The sequence below is a fragment of the Butyrivibrio sp. genome (assembly GCF_017940685.1).
Taxonomy (GTDB): Bacteria; Bacillota; Clostridia; order Lachnospirales; family Lachnospiraceae; genus Butyrivibrio.
This window is the reverse complement of the sequence record NZ_JAGAYD010000028.1, coordinates 21,631-42,926: the sequence shown is the minus strand read 5'-3', so window position 1 is coordinate 42,926 and position 21,296 is coordinate 21,631. Positions and strand designations below refer to the sequence as shown.

The 21,296-nt window shown below is 41.2% G+C and carries 18 protein-coding genes; 4 read left to right on the top strand and 14 right to left on the bottom strand.

The window, feature by feature from the left end:
• Positions 1 to 296: lactonase family protein (locus J6I68_RS02245; RefSeq protein ID WP_292216940.1), on the bottom strand; the 296-nt coding region annotated here is incomplete at its 3' end.
• 169 nt (positions 297 to 465) lie between these two features.
• Here J6I68_RS02245 and J6I68_RS02240 point away from each other — a divergent pair.
• Genes J6I68_RS02240 through J6I68_RS17385 form a run of 4 tightly spaced genes read left to right on the top strand, consistent with a single transcriptional unit; the run spans position 466 to position 4,201 of the window.
• Positions 466 to 1,539, top strand: a complete 1,074-nt coding sequence (locus J6I68_RS02240; RefSeq protein ID WP_292216937.1) for an ABC transporter ATP-binding protein — start codon at positions 466 to 468, stop codon at positions 1,537 to 1,539.
• Positions 1,540 to 1,561: 22 nt separating this feature from the next.
• A complete protein-coding gene (locus J6I68_RS02235; protein ID WP_292216946.1) occupies positions 1,562 to 2,353 on the top strand; it encodes an ABC transporter permease in 792 nt (263 codons plus the stop codon).
• Positions 2,353 to 3,129: an ABC transporter permease gene (locus tag J6I68_RS17390; protein ID WP_330622375.1), complete on the top strand. Its 777-nt coding sequence runs from the start codon at positions 2,353 to 2,355 to the stop codon at positions 3,127 to 3,129. Before J6I68_RS02235 ends, J6I68_RS17390 begins: the two co-directional genes overlap by 1 nt.
• A gap of 7 nt (positions 3,130 to 3,136) precedes the next feature.
• Complete coding sequence (locus J6I68_RS17385; RefSeq protein ID WP_330622374.1) at positions 3,137 to 4,201, top strand: ABC transporter substrate-binding protein; 1,065 nt, start codon at positions 3,137 to 3,139, stop codon at positions 4,199 to 4,201.
• 60 nt (positions 4,202 to 4,261) lie between these two features.
• Here J6I68_RS17385 and J6I68_RS02225 read toward each other — a convergent pair whose 3' ends face one another.
• From J6I68_RS02225 to J6I68_RS02165, 13 genes are all read right to left on the bottom strand, one after another.
• On the bottom strand, positions 4,262 to 4,951 hold the full coding sequence (locus J6I68_RS02225) for a hypothetical protein (RefSeq protein WP_292216936.1): 690 nt from the start codon (positions 4,949 to 4,951) through the stop codon (positions 4,262 to 4,264).
• A gap of 109 nt (positions 4,952 to 5,060) precedes the next feature.
• Complete coding sequence (locus tag J6I68_RS02220; RefSeq protein WP_292216934.1) at positions 5,061 to 6,128, bottom strand: S66 family peptidase; 1,068 nt, start codon at positions 6,126 to 6,128, stop codon at positions 5,061 to 5,063.
• A complete protein-coding gene (locus J6I68_RS02215) occupies positions 6,121 to 7,221 on the bottom strand; it encodes a class II aldolase/adducin family protein (protein WP_292216931.1) in 1,101 nt (366 codons plus the stop codon). The genes J6I68_RS02220 and J6I68_RS02215 overlap by 8 nt, the downstream gene beginning before the upstream one ends.
• A gap of 1 nt (position 7,222) precedes the next feature.
• Positions 7,223 to 8,467, bottom strand: a complete 1,245-nt coding sequence (locus J6I68_RS02210) for a glutamate-5-semialdehyde dehydrogenase (protein ID WP_292216930.1) — start codon at positions 8,465 to 8,467, stop codon at positions 7,223 to 7,225.
• A 182-nt stretch (positions 8,468 to 8,649) separates the two neighbouring features.
• Positions 8,650 to 11,721, bottom strand: coding sequence for a glycoside hydrolase family 2 TIM barrel-domain containing protein (locus tag J6I68_RS02205; protein WP_292216927.1), 3,072 nt, complete (start codon positions 11,719 to 11,721; stop codon positions 8,650 to 8,652).
• A gap of 18 nt (positions 11,722 to 11,739) precedes the next feature.
• The gene (locus J6I68_RS02200) at positions 11,740 to 12,579 is read right to left on the bottom strand and encodes a carbohydrate ABC transporter permease (RefSeq protein ID WP_330622373.1); all 840 of its coding nucleotides are present in this window, start codon (positions 12,577 to 12,579) and stop codon (positions 11,740 to 11,742) included.
• The gene (locus J6I68_RS02195; RefSeq protein ID WP_292216924.1) at positions 12,572 to 13,471 is read right to left on the bottom strand and encodes a carbohydrate ABC transporter permease; all 900 of its coding nucleotides are present in this window, start codon (positions 13,469 to 13,471) and stop codon (positions 12,572 to 12,574) included. The genes J6I68_RS02200 and J6I68_RS02195 overlap by 8 nt, the downstream gene beginning before the upstream one ends.
• Positions 13,472 to 13,600: 129 nt before the next feature.
• Positions 13,601 to 14,986, bottom strand: a complete 1,386-nt coding sequence (locus J6I68_RS02190; protein WP_292216921.1) for an ABC transporter substrate-binding protein — start codon at positions 14,984 to 14,986, stop codon at positions 13,601 to 13,603.
• Positions 14,987 to 15,235: 249 nt separating this feature from the next.
• Positions 15,236 to 16,177 (bottom strand): AraC family transcriptional regulator, encoded by a 942-nt coding sequence (locus tag J6I68_RS02185; RefSeq protein WP_292216918.1) that lies wholly within the window; start codon positions 16,175 to 16,177, stop codon positions 15,236 to 15,238.
• A complete protein-coding gene (locus tag J6I68_RS02180; protein WP_292216916.1) occupies positions 16,177 to 16,746 on the bottom strand; it encodes a 5-formyltetrahydrofolate cyclo-ligase in 570 nt (189 codons plus the stop codon). The genes J6I68_RS02185 and J6I68_RS02180 overlap by 1 nt, the downstream gene beginning before the upstream one ends.
• Positions 16,739 to 18,400, bottom strand: a complete 1,662-nt coding sequence (locus J6I68_RS02175; RefSeq protein WP_292216915.1) for an NAD(P)/FAD-dependent oxidoreductase — start codon at positions 18,398 to 18,400, stop codon at positions 16,739 to 16,741. The genes J6I68_RS02180 and J6I68_RS02175 overlap by 8 nt, the downstream gene beginning before the upstream one ends.
• Positions 18,401 to 18,417: 17 nt before the next feature.
• Positions 18,418 to 19,641: an aminoacetone oxidase family FAD-binding enzyme gene (locus J6I68_RS02170; RefSeq protein ID WP_292216913.1), complete on the bottom strand. Its 1,224-nt coding sequence runs from the start codon at positions 19,639 to 19,641 to the stop codon at positions 18,418 to 18,420.
• Between the two features lie 2 nt (positions 19,642 to 19,643).
• Positions 19,644 to 21,284 (bottom strand): polysaccharide biosynthesis C-terminal domain-containing protein, encoded by a 1,641-nt coding sequence (locus J6I68_RS02165; protein ID WP_292216911.1) that lies wholly within the window; start codon positions 21,282 to 21,284, stop codon positions 19,644 to 19,646.
• Positions 21,285 to 21,296: the final 12 nt, after the last annotated feature.

Here is a 21,296-nt window from a genome sequence, read left to right as displayed (position 1 = left end):
TTCTGAGTCTCATTTAAATAACAGCCTCTCATTCCGTTTATAGAAGCCTCATTTAAGAACTCAAGGCTTCCGTCCTTAAGGATCTTATATGACTCAACTCCATCATCTGTAATTGAGTAAAGAGTTTTTCCACTGTGTGATATTCCGATATAAGAAGAATTGGTGATCTCAACCTTTTGTTTCTCAGTGAGTCTTCCATTCTTAAGATCTACATCATAGATTCTGATTCCGTATTTAGTGCCAAGCCCTGATGTATAGCTGGACACATATGCCACATACTTGTCCTTTGCAGCCACCTTCTTATCCTCCTAAAGAGCCATTTTGAAAATCGCTTATTTACCACATTCTATCACAACTAAATCAAACTTTAAATATATCTGAAAAAAGTAATTGACACAGGTGTAGGCTCATATAAAATAAAGAAGATTGCTATATTTTTATTAATAATAGGAGAAAATAAAAATAATGGGTAAAAGTCTTATCACACTGGAGCACATCTCTAAATCCTATGATGGTCAGCTTATTTTAGACGATCTAAACCTTGATATACATGAGAATTCTTTTGTAACTCTCCTTGGTCCTTCTGGATGTGGCAAGACCACAACCCTTAGGATAATTGGCGGTTTTGAAAAACCGGATCAGGGCAGAGTTGTTTTTGACGGACAGGATATAACTTCTCTTGCCCCAAATAAAAGGCAGCTCAATACTGTTTTCCAGAAGTATGCTCTTTTTACCCATATGAGTATTGAAGAAAATATAGCCTTTGGACTGAAAATAAAGAACAAACCAGACAGCTACATTAAGGACAAGATAAGGTACGCGCTTAAACTTGTAAACCTTGAAGGGTTTGAAAAACGTATGCCTGATTCGTTATCTGGTGGTCAGCAGCAGCGTATCGCCATTGCAAGAGCTATTGTCAATGAACCCAAAGTTCTTTTGCTTGACGAGCCTCTAGGTGCCCTTGACCTTAAAATGCGTCAGGATATGCAGTACGAACTTAAAAGACTCAAGGAAGAACTTGGCATCACCTTCATCTATGTAACCCACGATCAGGAAGAGGCTCTTACAATGTCTGACCACATTGTGGTAATGAACCAGGGCTACATTCAGCAGGAAGGCTCTCCTGAAACCATTTATAACGAGCCTGAGAATGCCTTTGTTGCTGACTTTATTGGAGACAGCAACATCATCAGGGCAACAATGATAAGGGATGAGCTTGTGGATATCCTTGGCACAAAATTTGCCTGCGTCGATAAAGGCTTTGGCGAAAACAAGCCCGTGGATGTGGTGATAAGACCTGAGGATGTGGAACTTGTAGCGCCTTCAGAAGGTACAATCTCCGGTGTTGTTACCGATCTTACTTTCAAGGGTGTGCATTATGAAATGGATGTTGAGGCCTGTGGGTACGAATGGCTTGTACACTCCACCAGGCTTTCAGAAGTCGGCACCAAGGTTGGCATCAAGGTTGATCCATTTAATATTCAGATCATGAATGTGCCCGTTTCAGAGGATGAGGAGGCAATAAGTGAAACTATTTAAAAACGCAAAAAGCGCATTCCTTATGGCTTCGCCTTATCTTGTCTGGGCTGTGATCTTTATCGTGGTTCCTCTGGCTATGGTGATCTATTATGGTGTTACTGATACAAGCGGCGCTTTTACATTTGATAATATCGCAAGGATTTCAGAGTCTGGCTATTTTAAGGCCTTATGCCGTTCTATTGCTTTGGCCTTCATTAGCACGGTAATCTGTTTTCTACTTGCATATCCTCTGGGAATGATCCTTGCATCCATGAAGCTTACAAGAAACACCTATCTTGTAACGCTGTTCATTCTGCCTATGTGGATGAACTTTCTTTTAAGGACTCTTACATGGATGACTCTTCTGGAGGGAAAAGGTGTCATTAACACAGTCCTTGAGTTTTTGCATCTTCCAACAATAAATATCATCAATACATCAGGTGCCATCGTACTTGGTATGGTCTATAACTTCCTGCCATTTATGATCCTACCTATATACAACTCCCTGTCAAGGATTGATGATAATGTGATAAATGCCGCAAGAGACCTTGGTGCAGATTCAGTTCAGACATTCCTTAGGATCACTCTTCCGCTGTCTGTTCCTGGTATCATCAGCGGTATTACAATGGTGTTCATTCCTGCTCTTACAACTTTCGCTATTTCTACCATGCTGGGTGGATCCAAGATCCTTCTTATTGGTAACATAATCGAGCAGCAGTTTACACAAGTTTATGACTGGCACCTTGGAAGCGGACTGTCTATAGTTCTCATGATATTCATCCTTCTTAACATGATAATCGAGAGCATTTCTGATAAGGAAGGAGGCATATTCTGATGAGAAAAGTATTTGAAAAGATATACCTTGGCATTATCCTTATCTTCATGTACGCACCTATAGTTACGCTTATCATCCTTTCATTTAACTCAAGCAAGTCAAGGGCCAAATGGGGAGGATTTACGCTCAAGTGGTACACAAGACTCTTTTCCGATCAGGCAGTAGCCAGTGCCCTTGTAAATACTCTTTCAATTGCAGTCCTGGCAACCATTTTTTCAACTATCATTGGTACAATCACCTGCATCGCTATGATCGGGCTTAATTCAAAGCTTCGCTCAGTCATAATGGGTATCACTAATATACCGATGATCAATGCGGATATCGTTACTGGTATCTCGCTGATGCTGCTCTTTAGGTTCCTTCATATAGGATCAGGTTTTACTACTATCCTTTTGGCTCACATCACCTTCAATATTCCGTTTGTCATGCTAAGTGTGATGCCAAGAGTAAAGAGCCTTAACTTCTATGTTTACGAGGCTGCACTGGATCTTGGTGCAACACCTCTTTATGCATTTAGAAAGACCATGCTGCCAGATATCATGCCTGGAGTAGTTTCAGGAGCACTTATGGCCTTTACCATGTCCCTTGACGACTTTATCATCACCTACTTTACCAAGGGCTCTGGTTTTGAGACTTTATCAACTCTTATCTATAACGAAGTAAAAAGAGGAATCCAACCTGAAATCTACGCTCTTTCTGCTATAATATTTGTAGTTGTGTTATCTCTTTTGATGATCATATACAGATCACCAAATAATAAAACCAAGGAGAAATAAGAGGATTATGAAAAAGAAACTAATATCTGTAGCACTTGTATCAGCTATGCTGATCGGTTGCTTATCTGCCTGCGGCAGTTCATCTGGCCAGGGCGACAACGGTAAACTTTACGTTTACAACTGGGGCGAATACATCGATGAAGATGTGATCGAACAGTTTGAGGAAGAGACAGGAATCGATGTAGTCTACGACATGTTCGAGACCAACGAGATCATGTTTGCCAAGCTTGCCCAGGACACTTCTGCTTACGATGTGATCTGTCCATCTGATTACATGATACAAAAGCTCATTGAAAAAGATATGATACAGCCTCTTAATTTTACAAATATTCCAAACGCCAAGAACATCGGCGATGAGTATTTTAAGAATTCAGAAGTTTTTGATCCAGGTAACAGATATTCAGTTCCATATTGCTGGGGAACAGTTGGTATCCTCTATAATAAGACCATGGTCACTGATCCTGTAAACAGCTGGGATATCCTCTGGGATCCAAAATACAGTGGTCAGATCCTTATGCAGGATTCAGTAAGAGATGCTTTCATGGTGGCACTTATCAAAAACGGCTACTCTCTCAACACCACAGATCCTGCTGAAATTGAAAAAGCCACACAAGATCTTATAGCTCAAAAGCCTCTTGTTCAGGCCTATGTCATTGATCAGGTCAGAGACAAGATGATCGGCGGAGAGGCAGCTCTGGGAGTTATCTATTCCGGAGAAGCAATATATACAGTAAGAGAAAACAGAGACCTTGAATATGTTGTTCCAGATGAAGGCTCCAATATCTGGATTGATTCATGGGTTATAACCAAGGGATCCAAAAATGTATCAAACGCCGAAAAATGGATCGATTTCATGTGTAGAGGCGATATTGCTCTTAAGAATTTTGAATACATCACCTACTCTACTCCAAACATCGAGGCCCAGAACAACATTGAAGATGAAGATATAAAAGGCTCCAAAGTAGCCTTTCCTGATCTTTCCACAATGAAGCTTGAAGCCTTCAAGTATCTTGGAGACAGCGGCGACAAGCTTTACAATGACGCCTGGATGAAAGTTAAATCAGCAAATTAACCATTAAAAAAGCAAGCACCGAAAAGTGCTTGCTTTTTTATATCTTGATAAACTTAATGATTATGGCCAGTTTACAAATTTGCCATTTACAACTACTCCAGCATATCCATTTGCCAGCATAACAGCCTTGTCAGATTCTGAAATAACAGGTGTGCAGTTATCATATCCTGTGATTACTGAGAAGTAATTCGCTCCGTTACTCTCAACACCTTTCTGTCCAAACTCAGCACCTCTGCCATTTCCCATTGTAAGTGAGAAGGAAGCCATAGCAACGCCCTTGTCATTATAGAGCATTGATCTCTTTCCATCCTTTGAAAGTGTACCAACCTTACCACCAGCAATAGGCACCTGAAGGCTCTGATTTACAGGCTGTCTGTTCTGTACATAGATTTCAACACAATCATGAAGATCCTGATTAGGCACCTTATCGTCCCTTACATAGAAATGGAAGAACACATTGCCGCCCTGTTCATCAGCCCCGATGTGAAATGTTACATATCCGGAATCTCTCTTAAAGTTGCACTCAAGATATGTTGCATCACTGGTCGCACCTTCAATAAAGTATGTATAATCATATGTTGCTGCAAGCCACATCTTATAACTCCCGCCTGCAGGAATTGCTATTGTAGCATCACCAAAGTCAAAGTAATCAGGAATTGTGCTGTAGGCATATGACTGCATGGCAGGTGCGGACAGGAAAAACATCAGAGCAAGTGTTAAACCAAATATCATTTTTAAAGTCTTTTTCATCGTAAGAAACCCTCCATTCATACATAGTGAGTGATTATATTATATCTTATAGTTATCGTAATTGCACGTAAATAAAATCTAAAGATTGTAAATAATTAAAGCAAGTGATTTACACGTAACTGATATTTAATTTATTTGAGCAAACACTTACTTTAGCCTCTGCTCCCATGATAACAGGAAGCATTGGATCTATATGTCCAATCTCAGCATCCATAACTACAGGGACCTTCATTTCACGGACCACATCTGTGACAGCGTTATACTGATCTACGCCAAGCATATCCTGCTTCCAGGAAGCCCTGGGCCTTCCAATGACAAAGCCGGCAGCTGAGTCAAACCATCCAGCTTCTCTAAGGTTCCATATTGCTCTTCTTGTAGACATCGGAGAAAGATCACAGGCTTCCAAAACCCAGATCACTCCAGGATTACCCGCTATAAACTCATTAACCCTGTCAAACCTTGTTCCGACAAGATTGGCAAGTACGTCAAGACATCCACCAAGTAATATGCCCTGCATTTCGATATTTTCATTATCTGCAGATACAAGACCTTTGCCGTCATGTACATATGATACAAGTTGCCTTTTAGCATTAAGAGGATATGGCGCACGTAGATACTCATCAGTATACTCTTCTATTTCAGGATCAGTTTCATTAACCGGCTCTGCAAACATATCATATCCGTCAAAAGAGCTCTTAGTGCCCTCTAAGATTGCGAAGGTATCTTTTTCTGTATCTTCCCACACCTTGGCATATCCATTTATACAAGGACCGTAGATCCCCTGAACGCCTGTAATTGTTACAAGAGGGAAAATAAAATTAGTATTGTCAGAATATCCAACATACCACTTTGGCTTATAGTTTTTCAGCTCATCAAAATCCACATAGGTTATGGTCTCATTCATGAGTTCACCGCCACCTGCGGAAATAATGGCATCAATATCATCTCTTTTGTAAAAATCCATAAGTTCAGCGCCGCAGACCTTTGGGTCAGTGCTGATCCCTATGCCATCTCCGAGCCTGGCTGTCTTGCCCTCAAATATCCTGTAACCTCTGTCCTTTAAATTATCTTCAGCAATATCAATAAGAAGACTATATGGCTCGATGAAGGCACCAAAGGATGGGGCTGTTATTCCGATCGTATCTCCGCTTTTGATATTTCCTGGTCTTTTAATCATCTTTCTCCTCATGTGCTACAGTGTCAGCAAGTTTTGAATAATTCTTTCTGTAATTGCGGTTCATTTTGATGCAATCAAAAAGTGAAAGATAATGTCCCTCGCCATTTCTCATGGCAGCGATATATGCAATACAGCCCTTATCAAGGACCATGGCTACTGCCTCTGCATCATCTTTAGTGGGGCCAAAGCAGTACGCACCGTCATTTGGCACAAACAGGACATTAACCTTTTTCTTGATGTTGTGATATATCTCCCCTTCATTTGAAGGTATCTTAACAGACACTCCAATAAGCTGTGCAAAATCATCAAGTAGCGGCTTCATATGATTGGCTCTTCTGGAAACCATCATTACAGCCTCTGACTTATTGTGAATTATATATTTAACGTCTGAACGCTTCGAATATACCTGCTTGTGTATTGTCTTAACCCTCTCAGGAGTATCATGAACATCATAGATGATGTCACCATTTTCAAGATGGGATGAAAACATCTCCTCAACGCCGTGGGGCATATCCATCTTGCATACATCCTCAAGAAAGTTTCTGCAGGCTGTTTCCATCATCTCCGCTTCAAACAATGCTTCATTGGAGGTTTCGCCAAGGCACAGCGTTCCGTGATTGGACATTATTATTCCATTGGAAGATTTAAACTTATTAAGCGTTCTTTTGACGTTATCCGCCAGTTGTTGCGTTCCTGGAAGTGCATATGAAGCAACAGGAATAGTAACATCCTCATCCTCAAAGTATGAAAAGACTTTCTTTATACCAAGGGTTCCAGCGCAGGATGCAAACACCTGATGTGTGTGGATAATGAAATCACAGTGCTTCCTTGCATTGTAAGCAGCTGCGTGAACCAGCTTCTCACTGGAAGGCTTATATTCTCCTTCATAGGACATGTCCTTAAGATCAACTAAAACAATCATTTCCGGAGTAAGATCTTCATACCTTATGCCACTTGGTGTTATGAGAAAATGATCTGAATCTGTTCTGCAGCTTATATTCCCCCAGGTTCTTACAAGAAGACCTATTTCATTAAGTTCTCTGGCAACATCGATTATGTGCTTTCTTTCCTCTAGATACTGTAAATTGTCCATGTTATCCTCTGATCTGCCCTTCCCCATAGATCTGGTATTTGTAGGATGTAAGCTCCCTAAGTCCCATTGGTCCTCTGGCATGGAGTTTCTGCGTACTGATACCTATCTCAGCGCCAAAGCCAAATTCAAATCCATCAGTAAATCTGGTGGACGCATTGACATAAACACATGCTGCATCAACGCGATCAAGGAATCTCTGTGCAGTGGCCTTATTCTCTGTGATTATGGACTCAGAATGTCCAGTGTTGTATCTGTTAATGTGATCAATTGCTTCATCTACATTCTTAACTGTCTTAACAGAGATGATGTAGTCAAGATACTCTTTTCCAAAGTCTTCTACTGTGGCACTTTCTGCGCCCTCTATATATGGTCTGCTTTCTTCATCAGCTCTTACTTCCACACTATGATCTTTCATGGCCTTTGAAAAGAGAGGCAAAAACTCATCTCTTATATCCTCATGGACAATAAGAGATTCTGCAGCATTGCAGACCCCAATTCTCTGGGTTTTAGCATTAATGATTATTGGAATTGCCTTACTTATGTCAGCTTCCTTGTCCACATAAATATGGCAGTTTCCGCTGCCTGTCTCGATAACAGGTATAGTGGAATTTTCAACAACAGATCTTATAAGTCCTGCTCCACCTCTGGGAATCAGAACATCAACATAGTCATTCATCTTCATAAACTCAGAGGTAACTTTTCTGTCGGTATCCTCTATGAGCTGAATTGCGTCAGGGGTTATGCCTTTCTTTATAAGAGCATTCCTGCACACATTCGCAATAGCAATATTGCTGTTTATTGCATCACTTCCGCCCTTTAGAACAACAGCATTTCCAGCCTTAAATGTAAGTGCGAAGGCATCTGCAGTCACATTAGGCCTTGATTCATATATGATTCCAATGACTCCAAGAGGAACTCTTACCTTTTTAAGCTTAAGGCCATTTGGTCTTTCAAAGTGCTCGATCTCCTCTCCAATTGGATCAGGAAGAGCTACCACCTGTCTAAGCCCTTCGGCTATTGCCTCGATCCTTCCTTCATTGAGAAGCAGCCTGTCAATAAGACCTTTATGCATTCCATTGTCCTGTCCCTTTTTGACATCAACTTCATTGGCCTTAATGATACTGTCACTATTTGCGATAAGTTCATCAGCTATGAATAAAAGAGCATCATTTTTCTGGGAAGTAGAAAGGCTCCCCACCTCATATTTAGCCTGTTTTGCGTTTTTACAGAGTTCTACAAGATTCATGCTATTCATCCTCTACTTTAAAACTAAGCCCTGCATCACTTGCAGGGCCCTTTAAAACACTATTTGATTATCACACATAGCCACTTAAATGTCTAGCTTTCATGAGCTTTTCAGGGCAAAAAAAGTCCCGGATACCAAAGGGCATCCGGGACACACTTCAAAATCCTATGAGTATTCTATTATCAGATTCCTCTGAAGTAGAAATCATATTTTAATTTTCCTTCATTAGGGAGCCTGTATTCTTTATGAGGTCTTGATCCCCAGCTGTCATCTCCTGCAACTCCCATCTGCATAAGTGAGGTTCTTACGTAGGTGTAATGAACATCAGGAAGTTCAAATGGATGCATTGCATTTTCAAGCTCATGAGGGCTATATGGAAGTGCGCTGAAGTTGAATGGCTTTCCAAAGAACATCATTCCTCTGCCACGCTTGTCAGTAACCTTTGCAAAGCGGACATCGCACTTGTTGCCGCACTCCTGAGGGACAAGATACTTTGCCATATTGTCTTTTACCTCATTCTTATATACAGAGAGCTTTCCGCCTCTCTTTCTATCTGCATAGGTTTCTTCAGGTCCAAGTCCATACCAGGTAACCTGATCAAAGTCTGCTGACAGTTTAAAGATCATTCCGAACTCAGGCATATCGCAAAGCTCTTTGCTTAGATCCATATCCATCTCGCATCTTATGGTACCATCCCCGAATACTTCATAGCTTACATGGCATTCACTCTCTGGAGTTGTAGGCATAAAGTAGGTGTACCTTATGGTAATGGAATTTGCTAAAGGGATAATATCAGGCATAACAAATGGCCCATCAGGTCTTCTGAGTGTAGGATAAAGACTTGCTATCTTCCACTGTGAATACCTGCTTGTCATCATGTATCCATTATCATTATCAACAGGTGCCCTCCAGAAATTTGGAAGAGGGTTCTTTACCATCATCTCCCTGCCGCAATAAACATAGGATAAGAGACTTGCGCTTGGATAGCTGAACATGCAGGAAAAGTCCTGACCATATATACCAAGGTTATTATTACCCTGAACAAACTTAAGAGGAAGAGAACTTGTATGCTCATAAAAGTTTGTTTTAAATACAGTCTGTCCAAAGGCTACTTCGTGGCCCTTTGATGCCCATAAAGTATCATCCTTAAGCACGAATGAAACAGTGAAAACATACTCTGTAAACTGATTTTTAACGGATTCTGCGCCGTCAATACAGGAAGCAAAGTCCATGATCGAAGCAGGCACATTAAAGCTTTTTGAGGAAAGTGGCGCTACAGATATTTCCATCTTTTCTCTCATCTTCTCTGTTCCGTTAACGCCAAGGATCATATAGCAGTCGAAGCTGTCTGTATTGACAAAGAGGTTCTTATTTATGACTTTGAACTTTTTGCCGTTTTTATCAAACTCTACAGAAATGTTCTGGTAGTTGAACTTAACCTCCTGCATCTTAGGAGAAGGAGTTCTGTCACCATAGCAGATACCATTTCCACTAAAGTTACCATCATTTGGTCTCTCGTCAAAGTCTCCGCCGTAGGCCTCAAACTCTTTTCCGTAGCGGTCCTTCCTGGTTATTGACTGATCAATATAATCCCAAATAAAGCCGCCCTGATACCTTGGTTCTGTGTCAGTAAGATCTGTGTAAAGATGCATTCCGCCACAGGAATTACCCATAGCATGGGAATACTCACAGCATATAAAAGGCTTTTCCTTATTTTCATCAAGGAACTTCTTTATGTCCGCAGCCTTTGGATACATCTGGCTCTCCATGTCAGAGGTATCAGGAAATCTTCTGTCATGGAAAAGGCCTTCATAGTGAACAAGCCTTTCTTTATCAAGCTCTTTAAAAAGAGATGACATCTTATGGAGTACTACTCCGCCATTAGCCTCATTGCCACAGGACCATATAAGGATTGAAGGGTGGTTTTTATCCCTCTGATAGCAGGAATTAACCCTGTCTAAAAGAAGCCCTTCCCAATCAAGGTTATCCCTTGGTACAACATAGTCTTCGCCCTTGGCTCCTCTTTCATAGGGCTCCCATGTTCCATGGGTCTCTAAGTTATTCTCTGCAATAAGGTAAAGACCATAGATATCGCAAAGTTCATAAAGAGGTGAATCATCGGGATAATGGCTGGTCCTAATGGCATTGATGTTATTTCTCTTCATGGTGAGAATGTCAGTTAAAAGCTCATCCCTGCTTGGCACTCTTCCATTTTTATTAGAAAACTCATGTCTGTTGACGCCCTTAAATACTATTCTTTTTCCGTTAAGGAGCATCAGACCATCCTTTAGTTCAAAACGTCTAAAGCCAACGTTCTGTCTAATGATCTCAGTTACTTTTCCGCTTGCATCCTTGACAGTAAGAATAAGTTCATAGAGATTAGGTTCTTCAGCACTCCACAGTACCGGGTCTGATACATCGCAGCTTCCGTGTGTGTTTCCACCATCTGCAAGAGGAATGTTGCCCTCAAGGACTTTTTCTCCCTTAAAGCTAAGCTTAAGATCTATTGATCCACTGCCCATTGTCGTAAACTCAAACTTAAGGCTTCCGCTCTTCAAGCTCTCATCTACAACAGGTATTGTCTTAAGGTCGTAAATATGAGTGGAAGGAATATCTAAGAGGTAAACGCTTCTGAATATTCCGGAGAATCTAAAGAAGTCCTGATCCTCGCACCAGCTTCCACTGGTCCACTTAAATACTCTTACGCAAAGCCTGTTATCCCCACTTTTAAGTTTATCTGTAATATCAAACTCAGCAGGGTCAAAAGAATTTTCGCTATAGCCTACATATTTTCCATTGAGCCAGAGTGCAAAGCCACTCTCAACGCCCTGGAAAGAAATGTGGACTTTGTTTCCGCTGAAGCTCTCAGGAAGTGTAAAGTGCTTTACATAGTCTCCAACAGGATTAAACATCTGTGGAATTTCAGGGGGAGTAAGGCACTCTCTTCCATCCCATGGATACTGAACATTTACATATTGAGGCTTGTCATACCCCTCCATCTGAATGTGTGCAGGAACATGTATCCTGTCCCATGAAGAAGTATCATAGGAATCCTCAAAGAAATCCAAAGGGGCATCCTTTATATTTTTTGAATAGTGAAACTCCCAAACTCCATCAAGAGGAAGTCTAAGGCTTGTCTTTCCTGCCATAAGCTCTGACCCAGACTTATAGACTATGTGATCAGAATGTGCAGGGAGCCTGTTTTCTTCAAAAATCTTGGGGTCACCTACGATGTCATAAACAAATTTTTCCATAACTTTTTCCTCATTTTATTATTTAACAGAACCTGTTATACCTTCTGCAAACTGTTTCTGAAGCACGAAGAATACAAACATTGTTGGAAGTGAGCAGAACAATACGCCCATCATCAGCATTCCGTAGTCAATTGTATATCCTCCAGCCAGGTTTGCAATTAGCATTGGCATTGTCTGTGCCCTGTTATCTGTCATTACGACTCTTGGCCACATATAAGCATTCCAGGAATTCATAAAGACAATTACTGCAGCTGCTGCATAAGTAGACTTCATAACCGGCATATACATGCGGAAGAAGATCGCAAGCTCTGAAAGGCCATCAATTCTGGCAGCCTCCATGATATCAGGCGGGAAATTACGTGAGTTTTGTCTGAACATCATGATCATAAATGGAGTTGAGATACCAGGAAGTGCAAAGCCCCATACTGTATTGAGGAAATGGAACTTACTCATCATTGTAAACAGAGGTATCATTGTTGCAACTCCAGGGATCATCATAGCCATAAGAAGTATCGCAAACAAAATGTCTTTTCCCTTGTCATGATAAAGCTCAAAACCATATCCAGCTAGTGAACAAACGAAAATACAAAGGATAGTCTGGGCAGTTGAATAAAGGCATGAATTGCCAAAGGCCTTCCAAAGGTTTGTTGATGCCACAAGGTTGTTAAAGTTTTCTACCATGTGAGTACCAAACCACAATTTACCTCTTGATACGTCAACAGTTACGTTTGTCGCAGCAGTAAACATCCAGTAGAGAGGAAATACTGAGAAAAAAGATGCTATTACAAGAAAAATATAGGTTGGTATAAGTCTTCTCTGAGTAGCACTTCTGTTGAATTTCTTCTTAGTCTTAGTCACGTGTATCACCTACTTTCAGGTTAATTGCTGCAAGTATAGCAACAAGTATAAATACAAAGAATGACATGGCAGATGCATAACCAAAGTTGGCAACACCCTGTCCAAATGAGTTATTGTAAATGTAGTGAGACATTGTAATAGTGGTATTTGCAGGTCCACCGTTTGTAAGGTTTACAGACTCATCAAAGAGCTGCAATGTACCATTTATTGACATGATAAATGTCATGATGATGACAGGACGAAGAAGCGGTACTGTTACATACCAGAATGTCTTCCATCCATTTGCGCCATCGATCTTGGCTGCCTCATACACTGAATATTCGATATTCTGAAGTCCTGCAAGATAGAAAACCATGTTATATCCTGTCCATCTCCAGATAAGAGCAATGATGATAACAATTCTTGCAGTTGAAGTTGTTCCAAGCCAGTTAATGCCTTCAGTAATTATTCCAACTTTCTGAAGGATGATATTTATAAGGCCCTGTGTTGCAAAGATAGATCTAAAAATAAGTGCGTAAGAAACCAGTGATACTGCACAAGGAAGGAATATGCATGTGCGGAAAAGTCCCTTGAACTTAAGATCTTTGTTATTAAGAAGTTGAGCAAGAAGTATAGCCAGAACAAGCATGATAGGAACCTGAATTATAAGATACAGGAATGTGTTTCCTACAGATCTCATGAACATCTTATCCTGAAACATTCTTTTGTAGTTGTAGATCAGTGGATCAGCCCACTGAAGATTGGCTGAAGAGCCCGTTTTAAATGATGTAATAAGGGCCCGTACCATAGGGTAAAAGCTCATAACAACGATCATTGCGGACGCAAGAAAGAGAAAAGCCCATCCAGCAGCTCTCTGTTTAGCAAGGAGCCCCATTTTTTTCTTATTTCCCATTGTTGTCCCCCTTTGTGACATTTAATAGCTTTGATATTTCTAGTAAATAGGGGAATCGGAAGTCCGATTCCCCGTATTTTTATCATCAGATCGCCTTTGATACATTGGCGAATGTAATGAGCCAATGTATCAGAGGCCCATCTCAAATCTAACCTGGTCTTCTGCGTTCTGAAGTTCTGTATCAAGATCTGATCCGTTGATCACGTTTGTGATAGCAGCCTGGATCTGAGTACGTGCTGAGTAGTGGAAATCGTTCTGCTCTACTACAGGAACGTTAGCACCCATAGCAACGATGTCAGCATAGATTGACTGTCCATTGAAGAAATCAACACCTTCCTGATATACAGAAGACTTTGAAGCTGAGATGCAGCATGTGATAACACCACCGTTTCTAAGAGCGTCATCGTATGTAGCCATAGCACCTTCTCCGCCGCCAAATGTGTATGCAAGGAATGCCTTTGCAAGCTCAGGCTTTGAGCAGTTGCTTGTTACGTAAAGTGAAGAACCACCGTTTGCAGCGTAGCCTTCTTTTCCAGAAAGTGTAGGAGCTGTTGTAATAGCCCACTTACCACTGTTCTCTGATACCTGCTGCATTGTAGGAATGATCCAGTTACCATTGAATACGCCTGCAACCTGGTCGCCGATGATAGAAGTATCTGTGTACTCTGACCAATCGTTGCAAAGGTAGATAACACCGTCCTTAGCTCCTGTGATAATAACATTAAGAACCTGCTTTAATGTGTCGTTGTTAACGAAGTTAGGCTCTCCATCCTTCCACTGTGACTGGCCTTCAGCCTGCATCATCATGTAAGGAAGATCGTCTCCGTTGTGGTCCATAGAAACAAGGTACTTACCTGTCTTCTCTTTTACAACACGGCCAATCTCAAGCCACTCATCCCATGTGATACCAGTTACATCGTCAATTGTATATCCGCACTCTTCAAGGACATCTGTACGATATGCAAAGATTGATGTTCCGTTATCTACAGGAGCGCCGTAGTGCTTGCCGCCTACTGTTGAATATGAAAGCTTCTCAGCACCAAAGTCTGACCAGTTGATTCCTGCATCCTCAAGATCAAGCCAAGCATCTGGATAGTTTGTAACGTAGTTCTGGATGTAGTGGTCCTGGAAAAGAACTATGTCAGGAAGCTGGCTGTAATCGCCTGATGAAGCAGCAAGTGTGATGGCATTTTCAACATCTGATGATGCTGACTGCTCAACAATGTTAAGCTTGAAATCAGGATCTACAGTCTGGTAAGCCTTCTCTGCAGCCTCAAGAGCTGGGATATTGAAGTTCTTGTCCCAAGCATAAACTGAAAGCTCATGCTCACCCTCAGATGCAACGTCAGCTGTAGGAGCTGCCTCAGTAGCTGCGTCCTGTGCTGGAGCCTCTGCTGTGTTGTCTGCTGTGTTGTCTGTTGTGGTTGAAGCTGTGTCTGCTGCGCCACCGCATCCAGCTAAAAGTGAAAGTGACATAGCTGATGCAAGGAAAATTGATAGTGCTTTTCTTTTCATTTTTTACCCTCCCTAAATGAAAAAATGATTTGAAACCATTTATGTATATTGCACATATGTCAGACTAGTGTCATAGTGAATGCATTATACATTTTGACGGAAACAATCGGTTTCCGATCGGTTTATGTGTACATTATAACAACTGTAAACAAAAAAAATACACATTTTAAAGTCTAAAATGTGCATTTTCAATCAAATATGTCGAAAATGTGAAGAAAAAGTTTTCGTAAACCTTTAAGTAACTTTTGCTCACCATCCCTTAAGGGCATTTATGTTGTAATTAAGGAGTTTGTTTTCGTAATTGTCCTTATTCTTTTTCCACTGGTAAGGCGAAGTATCAAGGAATTTCCTGAAGTTGCGGTTAAAAGTTGAAAAAGTCGAAAAGCCGCATTCCGACGCCACAACCTCCATGGAATGATCAGTTTTGTTCATTATCTTGCAGGCATTTTGTATTCTTACAAGATTAAGATAGTCTATTGGAGACATGTTTATGGTGTCCACAAAAATACGTCTGAAGTGGGGTTCACTGATATTGCAGCAGTGTGCCAGCTCAGATACCTTGATAGGCTCAGGGTAGTTTTTGTCAATATACTCAAGCGCAGGTCTTATTAGCATCATTGCAGAGCCATCATCACCATCAACACTGATTTTCCTTGCCTCTTCCTTTTGGCTCTGGTATCTTATCAGCATCAAAACAAATGCCTTTAGAAGATTCTGGGTAGTCTCAATGTAGTAGGGCTTTTTATCCCTCATCTCCTCCATGATCCTCTTTATGACTTCTGCCATTTCAGGATGTTCATACTCATATATAAGGTCTGCATTTTTGTCGATGATTTCAGCTGCTTCCCTCTGCTTTGTAGGATTTCCCGGATAAATGAGCCTAAGTATCTGGTCAACATCAAAAAACAGATACTCCCAGAAATTGGCCACAGGGCTTAAAGTTGTATGCGGGTAGTTTGCAGGAATTATTGAAAACATAGCCGTTTCATACTTCCTTACTTCCTCATCAAGTACAAGATCTCCCTTTCCGTTCCTGCAGTATCCAACTTCAAAAAGATTATGAAAGTGAAGGTACTTTTCATCTATGCCATACACCCTTATCCAGCTCTCGCCAAGAAGAGCCAGACAATCCTGACCCTGAGGGACTTCATAGAAGCGAAATTCAATTGTATCTCTCTTTCTTCTTCCCATCAGTAAATACTTTCTTCAGTAACGATCATATCAGGCGCCACATCAAAGGCATCAGCCGGTATCCTGCCATCAGTTTTCTGGCATTCAAAAGCTATAGCAACAGACTTCATACCTTTGTGCATAGCCAGATATCTGTCATAGAAGCCTCCGCTGTATCCAATGCGGTTTCTATCATCATCAAAACAAACAAGTGGCATAACAATCAGGCTTTTATCAATATCAAAGTCTGGTTCAGCATATCCACTGGGTACCACGGGCTCTCTGATTCCAAAATAGCCTTTCTTAAGCTCTTCTAAAGCCCTGATCCTGACAAATGTCATTAGTCCGTTTGTTTTATCAACTACCTTAGGGCAAAAGACTCTTTTCCCAGAAGCAAGTGCATCCAGTATTATCTCATCTGTGATGACTTCGCTTCTCATAGATGCGTAGATAAGAATGTTCCCAGCTTCTTTGTAGGATAAAAGAGCTGTGAGTTTATCAAATATCTCTCTGCTATAGCCTGTTATCTTATCTTTTAAAAGGCTGTCTCTTTTCAAAAGAGCCTGTTTTCTCAGATCGTCCTTAGTCAATTCCCGCCGCCTTTCTGGCAAGGAGCTGCGCGATCCGTATTCCGTCCATGGCAGCAGACATGATACCTCCTGCATAGCCTGCGCCTTCTCCGCAGGGGAACAGTCCCTTTATATTCTCAGAAAAGCCGTCATTTCCCCTGTTTATCCTTACAGGAGATGAAGTTCTGCTCTCAACACCAGACACAAGGGCCCTGTTGTCATTATATCCTTTTATGGTCTTTCCAAAGTTTTCCATGCCTTCAACAAACGCTTTATTAAGCTCTTCTGGAAGTATCTCATGGACAGCTGAAAACTCATAACTTCCCTTCATCTGCGGAGAAAAATGCTCATCTATAAGGCCGGAATCTTCTGTATCTAAGGCATCTTCCCCAGTTACAGCCTTTTTAAAATCCCCATAGTATTCAATTGGGATCTTACCGCCAGCAAGTTCATAAGCCTTCTTTTCAAGTCCTCTTTGAAACTCAACGCCAGACAAGACATCACTTGTGCCAAAATCCTTTGGATCAACAGTGATGATTATTGCTGAGTTGGCGTTTTTTCCGTTCCTTCCGCTATAGCTCATACCGTTTACTGCAAGCATCCCCTCTTCAGATGATGCATTTACCACGTATCCCCCGGGGCACATGCAAAATGAATAAACGCCTCTGCCCTCAGCTGTTGTAGTAGTAAGCTTGTAGGGAGCTGCTGACAAAGCTCCAATATCTCTTTTGCCATACTGGGATTCATTAATAAGACTCTGAGGATGTTCAACCCTAAAGCCCACTGCAAAGGGCTTAGGCTGCATGCTAACTCCCAAATCTTTAAGCATGTAGAAGGTATCCCTTGCACTGTGCCCGATTGCAAGCACCAGATAGTCGCAGGGGTATTCCTTTTCTCCACAAACTGCAGCCTTTACTGAGCCATCATGATCTAATCTTATATCAGTTACCTGGCTTTCGAAGAGTATCTCTCCACCAAGGCTTATAAATTCATTTCTTATGTTCTTAACAACTTCCCGCAAAATGTCAGTGCCAATGTGTGGCTTGGACTCATACCTGATCCTGCCTGGTGCTCCGTGGGAGGCAAAAATATCAAGGACCCTGTCAAGCCTTCCATCCTTGTCCTTAACCATGGTGTTAAGCTTACCATCTGAAAAGGTTCCGGCACCGCCTTCTCCAAACTGCACATTGGTAGCAGGATTTAGCTTGCCATCCTTCCAAAAATTATTAACGATCTCTGTCCTCTTATCGACATCAGCGCCTCTTTCAAGGATAACCGGCTTAAAGCCATGCTTTGCAAGTTCATAGCCGCAGAAAAGTCCTGCAGGACCTGCTCCTACTATCACAACCATTTTATCAGAGTTAAATGGCTTGGTGCCTGCCGCCTTGAAAAAGTCATATTCCTTCTTTGCAAAGACAGCTATATTCTTATCTTTTGCTCTCTTTACTATCTTTTCTTCATCACCTTTTACTGTCACATCAGCCACATATACATCAAACAGTAAAGGCTTTTTTCTTGCGTCGATGGAGTGCTTTGAGATCCCTATCCCTGTTATTTCAGAGGCAGAAATCTTAAGCTTTTTTGCAGCCTTAATAGCAAGGAGCTTTTTTACTTTTTCCTCGTCATATGTGGTATTTTCAGTGATTTCAAACTTGATCTGTCCAATTCTTATCATAAATTAAATCTTATTCCTTATAGGGAAGAAGCGCATCCTGCGATGGATCCGCTGGTAAAGGCAAACTGAAGGTTATATCCGCCGCATCTGCCGTCTACATCCAGAAGTTCACCAATTACGTAAATGTTCCTGTTTTTATTAAAAGAAAAATCGCTTCCAACTTCAGCTATGCTAACGCCGCCAGCAGTTACCTGAGATGCCTGATATCCGTAGCTGCCTTCAATTTTTATCTTAAGGTTCCTGTAGCTGTCAAGAATGCACTCAGCAAAGCTGTCGGAAATATTCTTCATCTTCATGGTCTTTGATATTTTCATCCTGGCAAGGATCATATCTGTTACGCCCTGATTAGCGAAGCCTAAAAGAAACTCCTCTATAGTCCGTTCGTCCTTAAGGCGAAGCATATCCTTCTTAAGACAAGCAAAGTCATTCTCATCGTAGTCAGGAAAAAAATCAATAGCTGCATATACAGGTTTTTTCTCTTCAACAAACCTGATCACATCTCTTGAAGCCTGCATTACAGGTATTCCTGATATTCCATCAGATGTTATCTGAAGTTCCCCCTGTTCGCTTGACAGGACCTCACTTCCAAGAATAAAGGATATCCGTGCGTCGCACCTTACTCCCTTTTCTGGAAGATACTCATCTTCCTCACACTTAAAGCCCACAAGTGCAGGGAATGTATCTTTTATTGTCATTCCAAGCTTTTTGCAAATGTAATAGCCATCACCAGTAGACATGGTGCTTTTAACACCAGATAAAGAGCCAACTGCAATGATGCTCCTGTCTGCCTGGTACCTGGATTTATCTGTAACTATCTCCAAAGAGCCATCTTCAAGACCAGCTACAGACTTAAGCTGCTCTTTGTAAACCACCTCTACACCGAGTCTTTTGATCTCATTTTTCAGAGCATCTACGACAGTCTTAGCCTGACCAGAAACCGGATAAATATAGCCATCTTCGCTTTTTACCACAACTCCCAGAGATTTAAAAAAACATATGACATCTTCCGCGCCATACGTTCCAAGCCAATCCTTCATTCTGCTTCTTGCGGCAGCATTATAGCAGTCTTCACTCATGTTAAGGTTGGTGAGATTGCATCTCCCATTGCCTGTCATGGAGAGCTTTTTGCCGAGGCAGTCGTTCTTTTCAATTATGCAAACCTTTGCGCCATTTCTTGCCGCATATATGGCAGCGCACATTCCTGATGCGCCGCCGCCACACACATAAATCTTCTTACTCAAATTTATCCCTCATACCGCTCTTCTGTCTGGATCATTGTGGCAATGCCATAAAAGAGCTGACCTAAAAAGACTTTGCGAAGCTCATGGGCTCTTACGCCCCGTAAAAATATCATCGCTATCATATATACAACCCAAAATACCACTATACAGATAACAAGTGTCAGAATCTCGCCAATAAGTCCGGCAAGAAGTCTTCCTATCAGGAACACCAAAACACCTGCAATTGCCGATGACAAAAGTGGCATCAAAAATGTCTTTAGATACTCCTGCCTGTTTGAAAGGATCTTGGAAAGCTCAAGAAGATTCAGTATATCGTATATAGCTGCCGCTATGATGACAGCAAGAAGTACTCCCAGGATTCCAAGACTTAAAACCGGAACAAACAGGATCATCAGCGCTACATGTAACGCAAGGCATACCAGGGTATTTAACATTGTCAGAACCGATTTGCCCATGTGGCTAAGAAGCCACGAAAACATAACCATATACCCGACAAAATATATGAGCAGTGATCCCAGCATCAGTGAAGAATTGGCAAGGTTGCTGCTCTTTCCATAAACCGAAGTCATTAAAAGCTCATTTGCCGCAAGTACAAATACTGTGACAGGAATAAAGAGCATATTGGAAAAGCGCATAAAACCTCTGAATCTCTCCCTTGATCCCTCATGCTCATCCCTTTCAACTCTTGCCATGATCCTGTTAAGAGATTTAATAAACGGAATGCAGCATATAAGCATGATCAAAATAGCAAGAACTTCTACTCTTCCAAAAGCCATGCCATAAACAGTCTTAAAATCAATATCCTCGTGCACCTTTCTCATATAGACTGAGTAAAAGCACTGGTCAAAAATAAACACAAGTGCAGGAGCACAGTAAAGAAGCATTATAGGTCTTATGCCTGTCAAAACATCATTTTTATTATCAAGATACCTGGGTGCCCCTGTTTTTACAAAGCTTGCTATCTCATTTTTTCTTAAGTTGTAACTGATAACACTCTGGATAAAGCCTGATAGAGATCCTATCAGAATACCAGCCATCATTCCAACAGAGCCATATACCGATGAAAACTCATCCACATGTAAAAGGTCATTTACCTTGGTTCCATAGCTGTATAAAACTCCTGATATAATGACACCAGAAACAAAAGAAACTATTGCCACCAGCATATCTGAGATAACAATTGGCTTGGTATAACCAATTCCCTGAAGATATCCCCGAAGCACTCCCTGAATTCCCAAAAACAGGACGCAAGCTCCTGCCATTATGATCTGAATATAACCTCTTTCTGTTCCAAATCCCTTTGTGGAAATGGGGAAGCAGGCAAGAATAAGGACCACTCCGGCAAAAATTCCTGCCAGTGAAAAAATCCTCATTGATCTTTGCATATTAGTCTCAGCATTTAAGTACTGAGATCTTCTGGCCCTTAGCCTGACCATTATATAAACTGCTTTTTGAACTGATAAAACAAGCCCTAAATAAAATAACAGATAAATGGACAAAGGACCTGAGGCAAAATACATTCCCGTATCCCCAAATATCTTTTCTGATATGATCAAAAAGACCATGAGTATACATGCAGAAATATACACAGCTGCTGTAAGTATATCTGGTCTTATTCGTTTAGCTTCTGCATACGTCTTCACTACGGCGTTCTC

What these genes read in the sequence shown, in the direction of transcription:
- J6I68_RS02240 (WP_292216937.1), top strand. Translation starts at nt 466, where the DNA reads ATGGGTAAAAGTCTTATCACACTGGAGCACATCTCTAAATCCTATGAT.
- J6I68_RS02235 (WP_292216946.1), top strand. Translation starts at nt 1,562, where the DNA reads ATGGCTTCGCCTTATCTTGTCTGGGCTGTGATCTTTATCGTGGTTCCT.
- J6I68_RS17390 (WP_330622375.1), top strand. Translation starts at nt 2,353, where the DNA reads ATGAGAAAAGTATTTGAAAAGATATACCTTGGCATTATCCTTATCTTC.
- J6I68_RS17385 (WP_330622374.1), top strand. Translation starts at nt 3,137, where the DNA reads ATGAAAAAGAAACTAATATCTGTAGCACTTGTATCAGCTATGCTGATC.
- J6I68_RS02225 (WP_292216936.1), bottom strand. Translation starts at nt 4,951, where the DNA reads ATGAAAAAGACTTTAAAAATGATATTTGGTTTAACACTTGCTCTGATG.
- J6I68_RS02220 (WP_292216934.1), bottom strand. Translation starts at nt 6,128, where the DNA reads ATGATTAAAAGACCAGGAAATATCAAAAGCGGAGATACGATCGGAATA.
- J6I68_RS02215 (WP_292216931.1), bottom strand. Translation starts at nt 7,221, where the DNA reads ATGGACAATTTACAGTATCTAGAGGAAAGAAAGCACATAATCGATGTT.
- J6I68_RS02210 (WP_292216930.1), bottom strand. Translation starts at nt 8,467, where the DNA reads ATGAATCTTGTAGAACTCTGTAAAAACGCAAAACAGGCTAAATATGAG.
- J6I68_RS02205 (WP_292216927.1), bottom strand. Translation starts at nt 11,721, where the DNA reads ATGGAAAAATTTGTTTATGACATCGTAGGTGACCCCAAGATTTTTGAA.
- J6I68_RS02195 (WP_292216924.1), bottom strand. Translation starts at nt 13,471, where the DNA reads ATGGGAAATAAGAAAAAAATGGGGCTCCTTGCTAAACAGAGAGCTGCT.
- J6I68_RS02190 (WP_292216921.1), bottom strand. Translation starts at nt 14,986, where the DNA reads ATGAAAAGAAAAGCACTATCAATTTTCCTTGCATCAGCTATGTCACTT.
- J6I68_RS02185 (WP_292216918.1), bottom strand. Translation starts at nt 16,177, where the DNA reads ATGGGAAGAAGAAAGAGAGATACAATTGAATTTCGCTTCTATGAAGTC.
- J6I68_RS02175 (WP_292216915.1), bottom strand. Translation starts at nt 18,400, where the DNA reads ATGATAAGAATTGGACAGATCAAGTTTGAAATCACTGAAAATACCACA.